Consider the following 18,023-nt stretch of genomic DNA (forward strand, 5'->3'; position numbering starts at 1 on the left):
TATTAGCAATATTTATTTATCTAATTTGCTCATTCCTTAGCAAAAGATTACCACCGGGCATTATTATTCCCATAGATTATCCTGGAGAGCGGAAGATACATAAAACTCCGACACCCTGCTCGGGAGGAATGTTCATTTTTTTCTCAATCTATATCTCTCTAATAATAACTTTTTCCCTTTATCCGAACATTTTCTTTAAAGATTGGCCAGGCTACACTTATACCTCCTTTATCTTTTGTGGTATGGGAATATTAATTCTTGGTCTCTGGGATGACCATAAGGACATTAAATCATTTGTTAAATTGGTATTCCAAATATGTATTTGTTCAATAGCGGTAATGGCGGGTATAAAGTTTAAAATCGTTGATCTGGAAATCCTTAATATTATCCTGAAGTTTATTCTGGTTTCTCATTTTTATAAATGGGATGAATCTGATTGATGGAATTGATGGTCTTGCGTCTGGAATTACATTTATCGTGACTATATTTTTGCTCTTTAATGAAGGATTTGAATTTACACCTTTAGCCTCCATTCTTTCTGGAGCAGTATTAATATTCTTTATCTTCAACCTATCAAAAAAGATATTTTTAGGCAATTCCGGCAGTATGTTATTAGGATTTTTACTTGCCGCCATTTCTATCTTTATATCAAATAAGGGAGAAAAAACAGATGTTTTATCGATTACTATTTTATGTTTTGGAGTTCCTGTATTCGATATTATAGCCGCTATTATAAGAAGGACAAAAGAAGGTAGGTCTATATTTATGGGGGATGGAAGACATATTCACATTATTTACTCAAAAAGGGCTTTCCCAATACAATGGTACTCTTATTCCTTCTTGGAGGCACTTTTATCTTAGGGTGTATATCTTTATTTATCTTCAAGTAGAGAGATATAGCACTTATTAATCAAAATTTGACCCCGATATGGTTATGAAATTCCAAATCACAAATTCCAAATTCCAAACAAATTCGGTAACCGTTCAGCCACAGAGGCACAGAGTTCACAGAGAATTAGAGAAATTAGCCACAAATGGACACGAATTAACCTGTAACATTCGATAAATGGTAATTGTTCAGGTAACAGGAATAATATTGAATATCGAATGTAGAATGATGAAGTTTCTGGATTTTTCTGTTTGGCCATTTTTATACTTTGAACATTCTACATTCGATATTCTACATTCTACATTCAATATTTTGTAAGCCAGAAGTGAGGCTAAAACCTCGCACTACAAATCTTTTTATTATTCGTGTTCATTCGTGGTTATATATTCCCTCTGTGTTCTGTGTGACTCTGTGGCTATATCCCTGAACGGTTACCCATTTTCCGCTGTCACATCCTGTTCATCATACTAATTTCAATCTACACTCATTAACAACCTTTTGCCAGGGAAAGCCGGGATGAAGGTCAGATTTATCCCTTCGCAGATGGTGGTGCCCAAGAATACCGCTAAATTGTCGATAGCTATCATCTGCATCAAAATGATTAGCTGGTGTCTGCCTGGGAATCTTAAATTGTTCGCAGAGTCCATTAATTAACCCAATCACAGATGAAATCTGGGCATCAGAGTATGCATCAAAAAATCGGTATCCTCTCCAGGGTACTCCATTATCATAATAGGGTTGTGTAAATAATGTCCGTTCTGAGACCTTGCCAAAGCAATAGAGTTTGCCCTCTCTTTGAATTAAACCACCTTCACTGGCAATCTCAATTCCAATGCTTCGTTTATCCACAGCACCACCACTCCCTTTAAGTCCCAGATGGAATGCCCAGTATTTAGGGGCAAAAACTTCATAGACGACACCATCTCTTTCTACAACATAAGCAGTAGCAATTCGACCACGGTCGCTCCTCCAGTAATTGATGGTGCTCAATGCTGTTCCCCCAACTGTGTGATGCAAAACAATTAAATCTTTTGCTATTTCGTTGGCACAATAATCCTTAGATTCAAGAAGAACTGTCCGGTTAATATTTAGTTTGTAGTCTGGTGAAGGAGCAAATAGTATCTTCCAGGTTGTTGGTCCAACAATACCATCAATAGTAAGATTTTTTTCCTTTTGAAATGATTTAACTGCAGATGCTGTCCCTTCTCCGAAATCTCCATCTATTGCTCCCTGATAATACCCTAACGCCTTAAGTCTTTTCTGAATCTCCTTTACCTCTTTCCCTTTTGAACCAGGTTTGTAAACTGCCATTGTTTTAACCTCCTTGAATTTCATTAAAATTAACCTTATCCTATAATGCCCACGATAATCCCTCCCTGTCCAATGCTAACAAGAGGGCAGTTTTGTGGTGTCCTTAAATGCCTCTACTACCCCTCTACTCCGGCACATAAACCACTCTCCCATCCTTTAACTGATAGGCGGTTCCCAGCCTGATGCCTTCCCCGGTTAATTTCTTATCTGTTACCTTCTTAGCCTTAATTTCCTTGCCTTTTTTGGTGATAATTTCCACCCTGCCATCCGCGGTCTTTTTGGTAATAGTTATTTCTGACTTTGGGTCAAGTAAATCCAGCATATTATAAGCCATAAACAGGGCAATCATCATACTGACGATAAAGACCACGCTGGCATCAAATAGGTTTGCTACCCCAGAAATAGGGTCTTCGAGTGGCTCTTCGTATTTCTCAAATCGTTTGTGTCTCTTCAAAAATCTCATTGTTCCTCCTGAAAAATAGGAAGTAGAAAGTAGAGAGTAGAAAGTAAAGAAGACATCATTCCTCACGCCTATCTCCTACCACTATTTGTAAGCGTTCAGCCATCAGGTATCAGCAATCAGTTAACATCCAGGAAATCAGGATAGTAACAAATCCTACAATTTTGCGTAAAGGGTGTCTATGTGTCTGGTAGTCTATGTAACCCAGACACTTAGACACCCAGATACCAGACTACCTGAGCGGTTACCACTATTTTCATCCTCATTCCTCTATCTTCTATTTTGTATCCGCGAATATCCGCATTATCAGCGTCATCAGCGTGCTATTATTTTTCATCGTCTTATTTACTTTTAGATATTAAACAATCTGCCTGCATTTGAAGTAGTAATATCGGCTATTTTCTGGATATTCATCCCTAAAATCTGACTAATCTTTGCGGCAGTATGTTTCAGATATACTGGTTCATTTCTTTTACCGCGATAAGGCACTGGCGTGAGATAAGGGCAATCTGTTTCGAGCAATAACCGCTCTAACGGAATAACTTTTATGATTTTAACTAATGAATCTGCATAAGTAACCGCCCCACTTATGGAGATGTAAAATCCTGCATTAATTACCTCTTTAAGCATATCCACATCTCCAGAAAAGGAATGGAGGACTCCACTAACGACATTCGCCTTCTCTTCTTTTAATATCTTTAAAATATCTGAATGTGCCTCGCGGTCATGAACGATAACAGGTAAATTTGTCATTCTGGCTAATCTAATAAATTGACGAAATACCTCTTGTTGAACAGGTTGAGGAGATAGGTTTCGATAGTAGTCTAATCCAATTTCTCCAATTCCAACTACCTTTTTATTTTTGGTTAATTCTAAGAATGAGGAATAGTGATTATCATTAAATTGGACAGCATCATGGGGATGGACACCGACGGTAGCGTAAATGAAATCATACCTTTGGGCTAATTCAATGGAGCATCTACTTGTGATTAAATCCGAACCAACATTTATAATAGTCTGTATTCCCTCTTGTTTTGCTCGGAGGATGACTTCATGGCGGTCATCTGCAAATTTTTCATCCTCAAGATGGGCATGGGTGTCAATTAGGGCTACGGAAGATTTTATGGTCATAAGAATCCTCATTCAACGATAAAGCCACAGCGGTAGTGGAGTATTTTCAACACTCCATCATAGTGCGTGGATAGTTACTTCTTTTTAAAGAGAACCTGCCAGATGGTTTTATTTCTTTCTTCTTCCAGCAATACTTCTTTATGGTGCAATTCCCTTTTTAAAGACTCAATCAATTGGTCTCTTTTTTTCAGTGTCTCGGCCTTTTCTTTTTGAAAAGCCTGATTTTGCTCTTCCAATTCTTTTTTAAGGATTGCAATGGTATCATCTCGCTCGGCTAAAGCCTTTTCTAAATGTTCTACCTTCTTTTCTCTATCCATCAAAACTTTATGGGTATCGTTAAGTTCTCGCGTCAATCTTTGTCTTTCTTCTTCCTCTTCCCATGCCTTAGCGGCTATTTTTGAAAAATCACTACTTGATGATTTTTTTTGTCCTGAATTTGATGATTTTTTTTCCATCGTATTTACTCCTCCTTTTAAGAAACGAACGCTCTCGGATAAAATTAAGCGGTAATTTTATTAGCCTTCGCACACCGCAAATTTTTCCTTCACCCCCACTTTTTAAGTAGAGAGTAGAGAGTAGAAAGTAGGAATTTTGTTTTATTTACTTCCTATTTCCCATTTCTTACTTCCTATTTTTATCCGAGAGGCTTCGAAACCAAACGCTATTGGAAATTTAGCGTTGATTTTATTGGTCTTGTGTAACTATTTTCAATCTCTGTGGTGATTTCTTTTTCCCCCTCAAACATATGTTCATCTATATTTATACTTCTAAGTGCTCTTTTCAGGTCATCTACCTTATTACAAGAAGAAATAGCCTCTTTATAACTAATCACATCATTTTTAAGTAATGCGGCTAATGATTGCTCCAGGGTTTGCATTCGATATTGACTTACTGATGTAAAAATAGTGTCATAGATTTTAGACAGGTTATGTTCTTCGATTAACTTTCTTATGGTTGGGGATGAGATTAGAATTTCAAAGGTTGCTACCCTACTTTTCCCATCTAACTTACGAATTAACTTTTGGGAAATTATCCCTTGCAAACTAAGGGATAATTGAACACGCACCTGCTGTTGTTGTTCTGTCGGGAAGATACTTATTATTCGGTCTAAAGTCTGGTCAGCACTGGCGGTATGTAAAGTACTCAAGACTAAGTGTCCAGTTTCTGCGGCACGCATTGCCACCTTAAAGGTATCCATATCTCGCATCTCACCGATACAGATTACATTTGGGTCCTGTCTAAAAATACTTATTAAGGCATCATTCATAGAAAGTGTATCTGCACCTAATTCTTTCTGAGTTATGGTTGCTTTTTTATCCCTAAATAGGAATTCGATTGGGTCTTCCACCGTGATAATATGGCAAGCACGGTTTTCATTAATATAGTCAATCATCGCGGCTAATGTTGTTGATTTGCCACTTCCCGCCGGGCCGGTTATCAGAACTAATCCGTGAGGGGATGCGGCTAAATCCTTTAATACCTCTGGGAGTTCCAATGAATCAATCGTTGGGACTTCAAATGGAATCGCCCGAAATACTGCGGCAGCCGTTCCTCGTTGAGAAAAGATACTTGCTCTAAATCGTGAGACACCAGGAATACTATAACTAATATCTACCCAGTGCCGCTCATCAAATCTTTTCTTATGTTCATCATCCATAATAGATTCTAACATCTTTTTTGTATCATTAGCATTTAACTTCCCTGTTTGCTCCGGAACAATCTCGCCGGCAATACGTAAGATAGGTGGTCTGCCTACCTTTACCTGTAAATCAGAGGCACCTTTTTCTATCATCATTTTAAGCAGATTATTAATTTCCATTTTTTAACCACCTCAATATAGACTCAAATATTACCCTGCCATCTTCGGTCCCGAGTCGCTTTTCACAACATCGCTCCGGGTGTGGCATCATCCCTAAAATATTCCCTTCACGATTGCATATCCCGGCAATATTGTCTATTGAACCATTCGGATTAGCCTCATCCGCACATCGACCCTCTGGAGTTGAATATCGAAATACTACCTGATTATTTTTCTTTAACTCTTCGATTGTTGTTTTGTCCGCATAGTAATTACCTTCTATATGGGCAATCGGGATATTTAAAACACGGTCTTGAGAAGTAACATTCGTAAACGGGGTTTTGTCATTTTCAACTCTAATGGTAACATATTTACATATAAAATTCAAGTTTTTATTGCGTAACATTGCCCCTGGCAAAAATCCGGCTTCAAGTAAGATCTGGAAACCATTACAAATTCCTAAAATTATCCCGCCTCGACTCACAAACTTTTCAATTCCAAACATTACCTTTGAAAATCGGGCAATTGCTCCGGTGCGTAAATAATCCCCATACGAGAATCCCCCTGGTAAAACGATGCAATCATATCCTTCCACATAACTTTGTTTATGCCAGATATATTCTACCTCTTGATTAAATATATGTTTTAGCACCCAATAACAATCATGGTCACAATTTGACCCCGGGAAAACGACAACACCCCATTTCATAGAGTAGTAAGTAGTAAGTAGTGAGTAATTATTACATCCTCTATCCCTCTACATTCCTACCTTTTATTTCACCTCCTCTATTTCAAACCTATAATCTTCAATCACCGGATTAGCCAGGAGTCGGTCGCACATTTGCTCAATCGTCTGTGTATTTAATCCAGTGGCTTTTATCTCTAAATATTTTCCCACTCGAACATCTTCTATTCCTTGATAACCAAGTGATTCAAGGGCTTTTTTTACCGTAACACCTTGCGGGTCTAAAACAGTTTTTTTTAAAGTAATATAAATTTTGGCTAATGACATAAAATACCCCTTCTCTTTGGTAAATGGTAACTGGTGAAACGGACATGAGCCAGGGCTCACAAAGGGCAATGAAAATGGGAGAAGGACAACCCCCTAACCCCCTTTATTAAGGGGGAATATCTGTTCTACACCATAGGATACAAGTCTGTGGATACTATACTAATTCACTAATCTCTAATTCACTAATTCGCTATTTTCAGGTGAAACGGACATGCCGACAAGTCGGCACATAGGAGGATGAAAATACTAGAGGGTAGAAAGAGAAAGAAAAGGCTTGTCTTTCCTTACTTTCTACTCTCTACTTTCTACTTCCTTATTTTCAGGAGAACCCTATTTCTTTAAAGTCTATCAATTACTCCTCCAAATCCACCTACCCTGAGTAAAACAGAGAAAATAAGCAAACAAAACAATAACGCCATAACACAATAATCTATACTCGAGATTTTAAATTCAAGATACTGTGAGCGTGGTTCTTTACTACCAAATCCTTTTGATTCTAATGCTTGAGCCAATAGGTCTGCTTTTTTAATCGCATAAGCAAGAGTAGGAATAATCAAAGGGATATATTTTTTACTCCTTGTAATCATTCCACCTTTGTCTAACTCTAATCCACGGGCTAATTGAGCCTGCACAATTGTCTCCAATACTTGAGCAAAAGTTGGCACTAATCTAAAAGCAAGTGATAACGCAAAACTAACCCGAAACGGCAATCCAAATCTGTTTAATCCCCAGGTAAACTCCTCTACCGTGATACAAGAAATGAATATCATCCCTGAAATAGCCATCATTATCAATCTAAAACTCATCCCCAGGCCATAAAGAAGGGATTCTTTAGATACAGATAAAAAACCAAACTCCCAGAGAACAGTTTCTCCTTTTATAAAAAAAGACCACATCACCGGACACATAATCCCCAGCCACATAAGAAGTGTCTTTATTCGCCAGATGTTTTCTAAACATTGGCTTTTGTATCCAATCAAAAGAGTAAATCCCAACACCACTAATAAATAACCAGGATGGTTAAAAACTAAGCTTAAGGCAAAAAGAAGGATTAGACTTATAATTTTAGTAATAGGATTTAAGTTATGTATTGGGGTTTGTTTATCTAAATAAAGATATATGGCAATCCCTCCTCACTTTACCTAATTATATAGAGTTCCGCAAAACTAAGAAACTGTAGTTTTTAAGCGGGTATTTAAAACCTCTATTTTTATCAATTTCCTCCAAAAATCAAAATGCAAAAAGCAAATATAAAAATTACATATCAAAATGTAAAATTATCTCTTCCCTTTCAGCATTAAAATACTTGAAGCAAAGATATTACCAAATTCCTCCAACTCTTTGAGAAACACTATCCTTTGGCAACTTATCGATGAATTCTATAAGTCGCAGAGTAAAGTTATACAATCTTTTCTTGAAGTCCTTTTTGAAATTTGATTTGTAATTTTGCATTTTGATATTTATATTTGATATTTAATATTTGATATTTGATATTTGATATTTGATATTTATTTGTTGTCTCCCCCAAATCCTATTTTGCAGAACCTTATACCTAATTATACACTAAAAATTAATTTTGGTCAAGAAAAAAATTGTTGCATTCTTTTTAAAATGATGATATAATTATTTAAATTTAATGAGTGTGAATTTTAAAATCAAGGTAATCCCTAAAGCCTCGAAAAATGAGATATTGGAACTGACAGACGGGTTATTAAAAATAAAAGTTACTGCTCCACCAGTTGAGGGAGCGGCAAATGAAGCGGTTATAAAACTATTAGCCAGAAAATTAGGCTTAAAAAAGTCACAAATTGCTATTGTTCAGGGGCAAAAATCAAAGATTAAAACGATTGAACTAAATGGAGTAAATGAAGATGAACTATCAAGATACATTGAACTTGCCAAAAACAGAGTTTAAAATGAAGGCAGACTTGCCTAAAAGAGAGCCGGATATTTTAAAATCCTGGCAAGAATTAGATATCTATAATACCCTACGCCAGGAGAGAAAAGACAATCCCAAATATGTCTTACATGATGGTCCTCCTTATGCCAATGGTGACATCCACATGGGTCATGCCTTAAATAAAATATTAAAGGATATTATCGTTAAGTATAAATCAATGAAAGGATTTAATGCCCCGTATGTGCCGGGCTGGGATTGCCACGGATTGCCGATTGAGTATAAAGTCGTTGCTGAAACAAAAGATAGTGATAAATTAACGAAAATGGAGATTCGCAAGATTTGTCGAGATTATGCCATTTATTTTGCTGGTGTGCAAAAAGAGGAATTTAAAAGACTGGGAATATTAGGGGACTGGGAAAGACCTTATTTGACATTAACCAATGACTATTCCGCCGCGGTCATTGAGGTGTTTAAAGAATTAGTCGAAAAAGGGTATATCTACAAAAGTAAGAAACCTGTCTATTGGTGTGCGACCTGTGGCACGGCTTTAGCTGAGGCTGAGGTGGAATATAAAGAGGTTTCCTCCCCTTCTATCTTTGTCAAATTCCCCATAAAACCAACGGCTAAATGGGAAGAATTTCAATCCAAAATTTTGCTTCGCAACATTCTTCGAATTCAAAATCCCTCCATACTCATCTGGACGACTACCCCCTGGACACTTCTGGCGAATGTTGCCATTGCTCTCAATCCACAATTTGAGTATTCACTTATTAAAGTAGAGGGTGAAAACTTAATTATGGCTCGGGAACTAATTGAATCAACATTAACCGCCGCAGGGAAAAAGGACTATGAAGAATTAGCCACATTCAGAGGAGATGAATTAGAGGGAATTGTTTGCCAACACCCATTTATTGAGCGTGATTCGCTGGTTATTTTAGGTTCTCATGTCACCAGGGAACAGGGCACAGGATGTGTTCATACTGCTCCAGGACATGGGTTAGACGATTATGAGGTCGGATTCAAATATAACCTGCCTGTTATTGCCCCGGTAGATAGTAATGGTAAATTTACGAATGAAGGAGATGAATTTGCTGGCTTAAATGTCTTTTCTGCTAATAAACATATCATTGAAAAAATACACTCACTTGGAAAACTCTTTCATCAAGAGACAATTACGCATTCTTATCCTCATTGTTGGAGATGTAAGCATAAAATTATTTTTCGTGCCACAGACCAATGGTTTATCCGATTAGAAAATGATGAATTACGACAAAAAACACTTAAGGCAATTGAGGATGTTACCTGGGTTCCTGCCTGGGGTGAAGAACGATTTTATAATACAGTGAATTTGCGGGCTGATTGGTGTATCTCAAGACAGCGGGCATGGGGTGTGCCAATTCCTGCTTTTTATTGCACAAATTGCCAGCAAACCCTTCTGGATTCAAATATAATTGAGATGATTAAAAATCAAATCCGAGAGCAAGGGATTGACATTTGGTTTGAGAAAGATGCAGATTCCTTTTTGCCTGAAGGAATAAAGTGTAAAGAATGTGGAGGTAACAAATTCAGAAAGGAAGAGGACATTATTGATGTCTGGTTTGAATCCGGGGTAAGCCATCGGGCGGTGCTTAAAAAGAGCCAAGAACTTACCTTCCCGGCTGACCTTTATTTAGAAGGCTCTGACCAACACCGTGGCTGGTTTCAATCCTCAATACTTACCTCAATGGCAACGGAAAAAATACCACCATACAAAGCCGTCTTAACTCACGGATTTATGTTGGATGAGGAAGGAAAGGCAATGAGCAAATCTATGGGAAATGTTATCTCCCCATTGAATATTATTGACAAATATGGGGCGGATATTTTAAGGTTATGGGTAATCTCAGAAGATTATCGCGGGGATGTCCGATTAGGACAGGAAATACTTACCCGAATGGGTGAATCTTATCGAAAAATACGCAATACATTTAGATTTATGCTGGGAAACCTTTATGATTTTAATCCATCAAAAGATAAGATTGCATATCCAGACCTGATGCGGATTGATAAATGGGTATGCCATCAATTGACATTGCTAATTCAGAAGGTAACAGATGCCTATGAGAAATTTGAATTTCATCTCATCTATCATTTGATACTTAATTTCTGCTCAAGTTTCCTGAGTGCGTTATATTTGGATATACTTAAAGATAGGCTTTATACCCTTGCCGCAGACTCAAAAAAAAGAAGATCAGCCCAAACCGTGATGTATGAAATTACTACTTCGTTGACTAAACTGTTGGCGCCTGTTTTAAGTTTTACCTCAGAAGAAATATGGCAAAATTTGATTATTGAAGATAAAAAAACAAGTGTGCATTTAACCCTGTTTCCAACACCAAATTTAAAATATTTAGATGAAACTACCGCAGAACAATGGGAGGAAATTCTGGATGTCCGAGAGAAGGTCAGTAAGGCATTGGAAGAGGCAAGAGCCAGTGGCTTAATTGGCTCATCATTAGAGGCACAGGTAATTTTGACTTATCCCCCTGAAAAGGAAAATCTACTTAGAGAATACGAAGATGAATTAAGATTTGTCTTTATTGTCTCTTATGTCGAGTTGATAAAAGGGGAGGAACTAAAAGTCGAGGTAAAAAGGGCTAAAGGGAGTAAATGCAGTCGTTGTTGGAATTACAGCGAGGCAGTTGGAAGTTTTACCCCACATCCAACTCTTTGTGAACGATGTATTAAAGTGGTCTCGCATGGTAACTGGTAATTGGTAATTGGTGAATGGTAATTAGTTACCAATTAACCGATTACCAGTTACCAATTACCATTTACCATTTACCAGTTACCAAAAGTAAGGAGGAAGATTAGCACAATGGAAAAAGAAAAATTAGAACAATACAAAACCAAATTATTCGAATTACGAGAGATTCATCAAAAAGAAAAAGAATTTGTGGAGGAGGGATATTTACGGAATTCCCAACGCGATGCCTCTGGAGATTTATCTGCTTACTCAATTCATATGGCAGATGTTGCCGCTGATAGCTATGAACGCGATAAAGATGCCGGATTAGCCAATAATCTGAACAACATCTTATATGAAATTAATGAGGCACTTTACCGGGTAGAAAAAGGCGAATATGGAATATGTGAATCTTGCCATCGCCCAATTAATGAAGAACGTCTCCAGGCTATGCCCTATGCCCGATTGTGCATTGAGTGTAAAAAGAGGGGAGAGAAGAAAGAAGATTAAAAGACAGGGGTCAGAAATCTGACCTCTGTCTTCTGTAATGGAGGTAAAATATTAAAAAGATTGAAAAAGAACTGTGCCACTATTCTAATTGCCACTATTGTTTTAATATTAGATAGGATAACTAAATTCATCGTTCAACAAACTATGTCTGAAGGAGAAACTATCCCTATCTGGCAGGATATATTTTCTTTATCTTATATACAAAATGAAGGCATAGCCTTTGGCTTTCTGGCTGATTATGGACAATTGTTGGTCGTTACAACCACGCTGATTATCGGGATAATTGTATTCTTACTATTCAGGCTTAAATCTATAAATTATTGGACAGCAGATGCCTTTGGATTGGTTTTAGGTGGTGCTATGGGGAATTTATGGGATAGGCTCTCAGTCGGCGGTGTAATTGACTTCATAGATATTGGATATAAAGATTATCGCTGGCCAGCATTTAATTTAGCCGATGCAAGTATTTGTATTGGGGTTTTTATGTTATTATTAACCAAGAAAGAGAAATAGAAATAATTCCACCTGTGCGATTAGACTAATTCATCGCAGAGACGCAAAGGAAAAATAAATGTAAAATGTAAAATAGGAAATGAAAAATGGGAAATTTTAGTCCTTCGCAAGACTCATTACCTTTCAGTTATACATTTTCATTTTACATTTAACCGCACAGGTGGAAACACTTCGTCTATCATGCCAAATTGGGAGTATAGAGGAACAAGTTCGTTTATAAACAAGTTAGATGAAATTGCTGCCCTGAAATAAGGAGAAATTAAAAAATGGCTAAAAGAAGAATATTTATTAGTTTTGATCATGATGATACTTCACAAGTCTTGGGTTTTATGGGGTTGCGAAATATAATTGACAATTTTGATTTTTATAATCACAAACTTGATAGAAGAATAAATAGTCGCGATAAGGACTATGTCTGTAGAGTTATTAGAGATGAGTATATTAAGCCAGCATCAGTAACAGTTGTTCTTATTGGTAACAATACTGCTAATAGTCCATGGGTGAAATGGGAAATCGAAGAAAGTAAACGACAGGACAAAGGTATCTTAGGAATTTATTTAAAGGATAGCCGAGGCAATGTCCCGGTTGGTATTCCTTCAAATGCTGTTGGTAGCTGGCAACCTGATAAATTTGCAGATTGGATTGAATGGGCATATCAACAATCAAGGAAATAGAGATGATTGAAGAATATTCATTCCTCCTGAGTTTTATCTTAAAAATTATCAAAAAGCTCGTGGAATATACCACATTATTTACATTTTGGGACGGCATTTTACTCACTGCTATAATAGTTGTGATAATATATTTAGTTACACAGCATAAAAAATATAGAGTTAAATCAGCAACTATAAATATACCCTTTTCACTTGGCAATATCACCTACGAACTAACAGAAGAAGATAGAATTGTTGCGTGGAAATTATATATTCAACTAAAGACACGCAAAGCAGCTCTTATCTTTGATGAAGATTATGATGTTGTTGCGGATGTATATGATTCCCTTTATGAGATTTTCCCGATTGCAAGAGATCTTCTTATGGGTCTTCCTTTAGATGAGATTCAGAGAAAGCCTAATATAGCAGATTTGGTTCTTCGAGTTCAAAATGATGGCATCCGACCTCATCTGACAAAATGGCAATCTGATTTTCGTAGATGGTGGGCCAAGGCAATAGAATACCCCGGTAACAAAGATAGTAGACCCCAGGATATTCAAAAGAATTATCCAAAATACGAAGAACTAATCAAAGAATTAAAGGAAATGAATTTGGAACTTAACAAATACGCTGAAAAGTTACTATTCATTGCTCAAACATCCGCACAGGCAAGACGAAAAATGAAAAAGCCTATACCAATACAACCATCTGGTGGCAAAGAGAGACGAAACAATTATGAAGAATAGAAAGTATGAACAAAACGAATATGCTCATCTAAGTAATAAAGGAATAGAGTAATGTATAAAGCATCTGATGTTTTCAGTGATACAGATAGAATCTTTTGTGCTGAACAACCTGCAAAATATGAAACAAGAAAACTTATACCTTTTTATTACAATTCTGAGAAGAAGATTAAACTTTTTAATGGGGATGCATTACATCTTCTCAAGAAAATACCTGATAGTTGCATTGATATGATTTTTGCTGACCCACCTTATTTTGGAAATCAATCAGGATTGATTATTAAGCGTACTGACGGACATGCAGAAACCTTTGATACTCAAAAGGCGAAATTTGCTTACTCAAAATCGCTTCAATATCAGTTTGAGTTTCATTACACCTGGTTGAAAGAGGCTCAAAGAGTCTTAAAAGATGGTTCTACCATCTGGATAACAGGTACATATCATAGCATTGGAGTAGTAAATGTTGTCCTTCAGGATTTGGGGTTCAAGATTCTCAATGATATAATCATTCATAAAATAAATGCTCCCCCTAATTTTAAGGGGTCATGTTTCAGAGCAGTTACTGAAACTATGCTTTGGGCTAAAAAAAATTTTAAAGGTAAAACTAAATTTAACTACTGGACAATGAAACAATTGAATGGCGGGGTTCAGATGAAAAATCTTTGGGAATATTGGGCAGAGAAGAATCCATTTAGACACCCCGCTACTAAACAACCAATTATTTTAGAATATGCAATATTGGCAGGTTCTCACGAAGGAGATTTGATTCTTGACCCATTTGCTGGTTCAGGAACTACTGGTTTTGTGGCTCAAGGACTAAACCGAAAATGTGTTATGATAGAGATAGACCGTAATTATTGTCAGCTTATCAAAAGCAGGATAGAGGGAAAATATGGACAATTCAAAAGAAAAACAAAAAATTAAGGAAGAATTCCGTAACAAACTTCTAAAATATGTTGATCAGTTTAATTTGGCTGTATCAACTGATAAAGGAGACTGGATTGTAAAAGGATTTATAGATATTGCAAAGAATATCTATACTATCTCTGTGGATACCAAAGTTGTCTCAAAAATCATGGAGCTTCTTCTTTTCCCTAAAATATGTCAATTTGCTCAAGAAAATTACTATAAGATGGTTCTATGTAAAGAACAAAACTTTTATCCGGATATGAGTTTTATTGATCTTGCTAACAATAAGTATGCATTAGATATTAAAAGCACTTATCGAAAAGATGGAAAGAGGGTAAATGGAATGACATTGGGAGCATTCACAGGTTATTTTCGTGACCGCAAGAGTAAGAAAAATATTACTTTCCCTTATGATGAATATGTTGGTCACTTCGTTTTAGGAATAATCTACTCCCGTGCAGATGAAAATGTGGATGAAAGAAAAATTTATCATCTTGATAATCTTCAGAATATAACTTCAGTCGTTAAGGATTTTACCTTCTTTGTACAAGAAAAATATCTGATTGCAGAAGATAGACCAGGAAGTGGCAATACAAAAAATATAGGCTCGGTGGTCAATATTGATGAGTTGATAAATGGAAGCGGGCCTTTTGCAAAATTTGGAGAAGAGGTATTTGATGATTATTGGATGTATTATCTGACGAAGGATATGGCAAGAGCTGTAGATCTCAAAGGTTCTCCTTATAAAAATCTCAAAGAATATTTACAATATAAAAAATTAGAGGTATGAAAGATGAATAGAGCCAATCCCCAACAGATGACATTGATTAAGGAAATTCCTGTTTTTCCTTCTACCCGCTATCAAGGGAGCAAACTAAAGATAGTAGATTGGATATGGGAAAATATTAAAGATTTAAAGTTCCATACCGCTCTTGATGCATTTGGAGGCACGGGGTGTGTTGCCTACCTCTTTAAACAGAAAGGGAAACAGGTTACTTACAATGATATATTGAAATTCAATTGGTTTATAGCACTTGCCTTGATTGAAAATGACTCTGTAACCCTGACCTCAAATGATATAACCTTTTTAGTTACTAATCATAAAGAGATTAAATATCCTTCTTTTGTTTATGATACATTCAAGGACATCTATTTTACCGATGAAGAAAATCAATGGATAGATGTTGTTATTACTAATATAGATCAATTAGACAATCTATATAAAAGGGCTCTTGCTTATTATGCCCTTTTTCAGTCTTGTATAATTAAAAGACCATTTAATCTCTTTCATAGAAAGAATCTTTACTTAAGGTTTTCTGATGTTGAAAGGAACTTTGGGAATAAAACCACATGGGATACACCTTTTTCCACACATTTTAGAAAGTTTATTGGTGAAGTCAATCAAGCAGTGTTCTCTAATGGTTTGCAGAATAAAGCAGTTAATTTAGATGTTTTTGATGTTGAAGGAAACTTTGATCTGGTTTATATTGATACGCCATATATTTCAAAAAAGGGTGTAGGGGTTGATTATTTTAGTTTCTATCATTTTTTAGAGGGTTTGGTGAGGTATTCTGAATGGGAAAAGATGATTAATTATCGCACAAAACATAAAAAATTGAGAAGTGATAAAAATCCGTGGATTGATAAAAATCAAATTTGTTCAGCTTTTGAAAGATTAATTAAGAAGTTTGCAGATAGTATTCTGGTTATTTCATACAGGTCAGATGGTATCCCTACAATTTCCGAATTGGTAAATCTGTTAAAGAAATACAAATCAGATGTAGAAGAATTAACGCGCAAAAATTACAAATATGTTTTGAGCAACAACGATTCGGAAGAGGTCTTACTTATTGGAAAATAGAAAAGTAGGGAAGCAACTTCATCTAACACAGCATAAAAGGTTCGTGCCGTGCGGCACTCACCCAAATTTTTGCTTCGCAAAAACTTCTTTTATGCTGACACCGTTATACGCAATTCTGCCGTATGGCGTTTGAAGATAGATAATTATGAGAAAGAAAAATAGTAGGAGAAATAGATACATATTAAACAGAATTACCGTTAATCCTAAAGTAATGGTTGGTAAGCCGACTATTAGAGGATTAAGAATTACTGTTGAGCAAGTTTTAAAGGCTCTTGCTAATGGAATTCCAACTGAGGAAGTACTCAAAGAGTATCCAGAACTTGAGCCAGAAGATATTCATGCTGTTTTTGTATTATGCAACTGAATTAGTAAGCGAAGAACAAGTTTTTCCAGTTGCAGTATAAGGTATAAAAAATGAATCAAAAAGAACTAAGATTTTTAGTCGATGTTGGTGTTGGAAAGAAAGTAGAAAATTGGCTTTTAAGAAGTGGTTATAACATAAAAGATGTAAGAGATATAAATCCAGGGTAACTATTCACCACGAAGAACACGAAGGACACGAAGAAAATTAGATGGTCTCTGATGCGTCTCTGTGTCTGTGCGGTGAAATAGTTACGATTAAAATGAGGATAACAAAATGCATCCAGTATTTTTAAAGATAGGGCCAATTACCATTTATTCCTATGGTGTTATGCTGGCTATGGCATTTGCCACAGGAATATATTTAGCCCAAAAAAGGGCAAAAAACATTGGATTGAATTCAAAAATAATTATTGACTTAGGTATTTATATCCTGATAGGTTCAATTATTGGCGCAAGGCTTCTTTATGTCCTGACTAATTTAGACGAATATAAATCTCAACCATTACAAATAATCTTCTCAAGGTATGGATTTATATTTTATGGTGGATTAATAGGGGCAACGATTGTCAGTATCTGGTATTTAAAGAAACAGAAATTACCTGTCTGGGAAATAGCAGATGTCGTGGCACCGTCTATCGCCATAGGTCAGGCAATAGGTAGGATTGGGTGCTTTTTAAATGGATGTTGTTATGGGAAACCCACAACATTACCCTGGGGAGTGATGATGCCAGGGAGTAATCCGCTGGATTTAACCCCACTTCACCCAACTCAACTCTACTCCAGTCTGGCTAATTTACTTACATTTCTTATACTTAGTTACTTGTGGCAAAAACGCAAATTTACTGGCCAGATATTTTTGAGCTATCTTATATTGTATTCTATCGCCAGATTTATGATTGAAATATATCGTGGGGATAACCCCGAAATGCTATTTCATCTTACGCTATCTCAAATAATAAGTATCTTTATTGGCTTAGTCGCAATGACCATTTATGGTCGTAAGGAAATAGGGAATAGACAAATAAGTATTGAGAAGGAATCTATGTAATCTCCAAAATCTACAGATAACATAGATTGCTTATCCCTACAACGACATCTATGATTGATCCACAAATCAAGTGGTCTGGTGTCTGGGTGTCTAAGTGCCTGTGAGGTGGGTATGAGTGACGATAAGTATCGGCTGGATGATTTTGAGCTTTATCAACTGGCACGTAAGTTTCGACAAAATGTTTACAAGCTCATTAA

Annotated in this window: 22 protein-coding genes; 13 read left to right on the top strand and 9 right to left on the bottom strand. The window is 36.3% G+C overall.

What is annotated here, in order from left to right; translation table 11 throughout:
• Positions 1 to 440, top strand: a 440-nt coding sequence (locus AB1422_07960) for a hypothetical protein (GenBank protein ID MEW6619255.1), incomplete at its 5' end; no start/stop codon positions are given.
• Entirely contained in the window at positions 427 to 861 is a 435-nt protein-coding gene (locus AB1422_07965; GenBank protein ID MEW6619256.1) for an MraY family glycosyltransferase, read from the top strand. The genes AB1422_07960 and AB1422_07965, both read left to right, overlap by 14 nt.
• Before the next feature lie 490 nt (positions 862 to 1,351).
• Here the strand turns inward: AB1422_07965 and AB1422_07970 are convergent, their stop codons facing one another.
• From AB1422_07970 to AB1422_08010, 9 genes are all read right to left on the bottom strand, one after another.
• Entirely contained in the window at positions 1,352 to 2,200 is an 849-nt protein-coding gene (locus tag AB1422_07970) for a peptidoglycan-binding protein (protein ID MEW6619257.1), read from the bottom strand.
• Between the two features lie 124 nt (positions 2,201 to 2,324).
• The gene (locus tag AB1422_07975; protein ID MEW6619258.1) at positions 2,325 to 2,663 is read right to left on the bottom strand and encodes a DUF2149 domain-containing protein; all 339 of its coding nucleotides are present in this window, start codon (positions 2,661 to 2,663) and stop codon (positions 2,325 to 2,327) included.
• A 348-nt stretch (positions 2,664 to 3,011) separates the two neighbouring features.
• Entirely contained in the window at positions 3,012 to 3,791 is a 780-nt protein-coding gene (locus AB1422_07980; GenBank protein ID MEW6619259.1) for a TatD family hydrolase, read from the bottom strand.
• Between the two features lie 74 nt (positions 3,792 to 3,865).
• Positions 3,866 to 4,246 carry a hypothetical protein gene (locus AB1422_07985; protein ID MEW6619260.1) on the bottom strand — a complete coding sequence of 127 codons (381 nt, stop codon included), beginning with the start codon at positions 4,244 to 4,246 and terminating at the stop codon, positions 3,866 to 3,868.
• Positions 4,247 to 4,452: 206 nt separating this feature from the next.
• The gene (locus tag AB1422_07990) at positions 4,453 to 5,610 is read right to left on the bottom strand and encodes a PilT/PilU family type 4a pilus ATPase (protein MEW6619261.1); all 1,158 of its coding nucleotides are present in this window, start codon (positions 5,608 to 5,610) and stop codon (positions 4,453 to 4,455) included.
• Complete coding sequence (purQ, locus tag AB1422_07995; protein MEW6619262.1) at positions 5,600 to 6,298, bottom strand: phosphoribosylformylglycinamidine synthase subunit PurQ; 699 nt, start codon at positions 6,296 to 6,298, stop codon at positions 5,600 to 5,602. The genes AB1422_07990 and purQ overlap by 11 nt, the downstream gene beginning before the upstream one ends.
• Positions 6,299 to 6,361: 63 nt before the next feature.
• Positions 6,362 to 6,601 (bottom strand): phosphoribosylformylglycinamidine synthase subunit PurS, encoded by a 240-nt coding sequence (purS, locus tag AB1422_08000; protein ID MEW6619263.1) that lies wholly within the window; start codon positions 6,599 to 6,601, stop codon positions 6,362 to 6,364.
• Positions 6,602 to 6,939: 338 nt separating this feature from the next.
• The gene (locus tag AB1422_08005) at positions 6,940 to 7,728 is read right to left on the bottom strand and encodes an energy-coupling factor transporter transmembrane component T (GenBank protein MEW6619264.1); all 789 of its coding nucleotides are present in this window, start codon (positions 7,726 to 7,728) and stop codon (positions 6,940 to 6,942) included.
• A gap of 193 nt (positions 7,729 to 7,921) precedes the next feature.
• A complete protein-coding gene (locus AB1422_08010) occupies positions 7,922 to 8,053 on the bottom strand; it encodes a hypothetical protein (protein ID MEW6619265.1) in 132 nt (43 codons plus the stop codon).
• Between the two features lie 184 nt (positions 8,054 to 8,237).
• On the opposite strand from AB1422_08010, the gene AB1422_08015 reads away from it, so the two are divergent.
• From AB1422_08015 to lgt, 11 genes are all read left to right on the top strand, one after another.
• On the top strand, positions 8,238 to 8,516 hold the full coding sequence (locus AB1422_08015) for a DUF167 domain-containing protein (GenBank protein ID MEW6619266.1): 279 nt from the start codon (positions 8,238 to 8,240) through the stop codon (positions 8,514 to 8,516).
• Positions 8,473 to 11,253, top strand: a complete 2,781-nt coding sequence (gene ileS, locus AB1422_08020) for an isoleucine--tRNA ligase (protein MEW6619267.1) — start codon at positions 8,473 to 8,475, stop codon at positions 11,251 to 11,253. Before AB1422_08015 ends, ileS begins: the two co-directional genes overlap by 44 nt.
• Positions 11,254 to 11,358: 105 nt before the next feature.
• Entirely contained in the window at positions 11,359 to 11,736 is a 378-nt protein-coding gene (locus AB1422_08025) for a TraR/DksA C4-type zinc finger protein (protein MEW6619268.1), read from the top strand.
• Positions 11,737 to 11,796: 60 nt separating this feature from the next.
• Positions 11,797 to 12,249: a signal peptidase II gene (gene lspA, locus AB1422_08030; protein MEW6619269.1), complete on the top strand. Its 453-nt coding sequence runs from the start codon at positions 11,797 to 11,799 to the stop codon at positions 12,247 to 12,249.
• 266 nt (positions 12,250 to 12,515) lie between these two features.
• Positions 12,516 to 12,923 carry a TIR domain-containing protein gene (locus AB1422_08035; GenBank protein ID MEW6619270.1) on the top strand — a complete coding sequence of 136 codons (408 nt, stop codon included), beginning with the start codon at positions 12,516 to 12,518 and terminating at the stop codon, positions 12,921 to 12,923.
• Positions 12,896 to 13,648 (top strand): hypothetical protein, encoded by a 753-nt coding sequence (locus AB1422_08040; GenBank protein MEW6619271.1) that lies wholly within the window; start codon positions 12,896 to 12,898, stop codon positions 13,646 to 13,648. The genes AB1422_08035 and AB1422_08040 overlap by 28 nt, the downstream gene beginning before the upstream one ends.
• A 51-nt stretch (positions 13,649 to 13,699) precedes the next feature.
• Positions 13,700 to 14,569, top strand: a complete 870-nt coding sequence (locus AB1422_08045; GenBank protein ID MEW6619272.1) for a DNA methyltransferase — start codon at positions 13,700 to 13,702, stop codon at positions 14,567 to 14,569.
• The gene (locus AB1422_08050) at positions 14,538 to 15,344 is read left to right on the top strand and encodes a type II restriction endonuclease (GenBank protein MEW6619273.1); all 807 of its coding nucleotides are present in this window, start codon (positions 14,538 to 14,540) and stop codon (positions 15,342 to 15,344) included. Before AB1422_08045 ends, AB1422_08050 begins: the two co-directional genes overlap by 32 nt.
• Before the next feature lie 3 nt (positions 15,345 to 15,347).
• Complete coding sequence (locus AB1422_08055; protein ID MEW6619274.1) at positions 15,348 to 16,415, top strand: DNA adenine methylase; 1,068 nt, start codon at positions 15,348 to 15,350, stop codon at positions 16,413 to 16,415.
• 145 nt (positions 16,416 to 16,560) lie between these two features.
• Positions 16,561 to 16,779, top strand: coding sequence for a DUF433 domain-containing protein (locus AB1422_08060; GenBank protein ID MEW6619275.1), 219 nt, complete (start codon positions 16,561 to 16,563; stop codon positions 16,777 to 16,779).
• A 273-nt stretch (positions 16,780 to 17,052) separates the two neighbouring features.
• Positions 17,053 to 17,826, top strand: a complete 774-nt coding sequence (gene lgt / locus AB1422_08065; GenBank protein MEW6619276.1) for a prolipoprotein diacylglyceryl transferase — start codon at positions 17,053 to 17,055, stop codon at positions 17,824 to 17,826.
• Positions 17,827 to 18,023: the final 197 nt, after the last annotated feature.

Source organism: bacterium, assembly GCA_040757115.1.
In the GTDB taxonomy this organism is placed as follows: Bacteria; UBA9089; CG2-30-40-21; order CG2-30-40-21; family SBAY01; genus JBFLXS01.

Coding starts and splice junctions, on each gene's coding strand:
- AB1422_07965 (MEW6619256.1), top strand. CDS start 427: ATGAATCTGATTGATGGAATTGATGGTCTTGCGTCTGGAATTACATTT.
- AB1422_07970 (MEW6619257.1), bottom strand. CDS start 2,200: ATGGCAGTTTACAAACCTGGTTCAAAAGGGAAAGAGGTAAAGGAGATT.
- AB1422_07975 (MEW6619258.1), bottom strand. CDS start 2,663: ATGAGATTTTTGAAGAGACACAAACGATTTGAGAAATACGAAGAGCCA.
- AB1422_07980 (MEW6619259.1), bottom strand. CDS start 3,791: ATGACCATAAAATCTTCCGTAGCCCTAATTGACACCCATGCCCATCTT.
- AB1422_07985 (MEW6619260.1), bottom strand. CDS start 4,246: ATGGAAAAAAAATCATCAAATTCAGGACAAAAAAAATCATCAAGTAGT.
- AB1422_07990 (MEW6619261.1), bottom strand. CDS start 5,610: ATGGAAATTAATAATCTGCTTAAAATGATGATAGAAAAAGGTGCCTCT.
- purQ (MEW6619262.1), bottom strand. CDS start 6,298: ATGAAATGGGGTGTTGTCGTTTTCCCGGGGTCAAATTGTGACCATGAT.
- purS (MEW6619263.1), bottom strand. CDS start 6,601: ATGTCATTAGCCAAAATTTATATTACTTTAAAAAAAACTGTTTTAGAC.
- AB1422_08010 (MEW6619265.1), bottom strand. CDS start 8,053: ATGCAAAATTACAAATCAAATTTCAAAAAGGACTTCAAGAAAAGATTG.
- AB1422_08015 (MEW6619266.1), top strand. CDS start 8,238: ATGAGTGTGAATTTTAAAATCAAGGTAATCCCTAAAGCCTCGAAAAAT.
- ileS (MEW6619267.1), top strand. CDS start 8,473: ATGAACTATCAAGATACATTGAACTTGCCAAAAACAGAGTTTAAAATG.
- AB1422_08025 (MEW6619268.1), top strand. CDS start 11,359: ATGGAAAAAGAAAAATTAGAACAATACAAAACCAAATTATTCGAATTA.
- AB1422_08035 (MEW6619270.1), top strand. CDS start 12,516: ATGGCTAAAAGAAGAATATTTATTAGTTTTGATCATGATGATACTTCA.
- AB1422_08040 (MEW6619271.1), top strand. CDS start 12,896: ATGGGCATATCAACAATCAAGGAAATAGAGATGATTGAAGAATATTCA.
- AB1422_08045 (MEW6619272.1), top strand. CDS start 13,700: ATGTATAAAGCATCTGATGTTTTCAGTGATACAGATAGAATCTTTTGT.
- AB1422_08050 (MEW6619273.1), top strand. CDS start 14,538: ATGGACAATTCAAAAGAAAAACAAAAAATTAAGGAAGAATTCCGTAAC.
- AB1422_08055 (MEW6619274.1), top strand. CDS start 15,348: ATGAATAGAGCCAATCCCCAACAGATGACATTGATTAAGGAAATTCCT.
- AB1422_08060 (MEW6619275.1), top strand. CDS start 16,561: ATGAGAAAGAAAAATAGTAGGAGAAATAGATACATATTAAACAGAATT.
- lgt (MEW6619276.1), top strand. CDS start 17,053: ATGCATCCAGTATTTTTAAAGATAGGGCCAATTACCATTTATTCCTAT.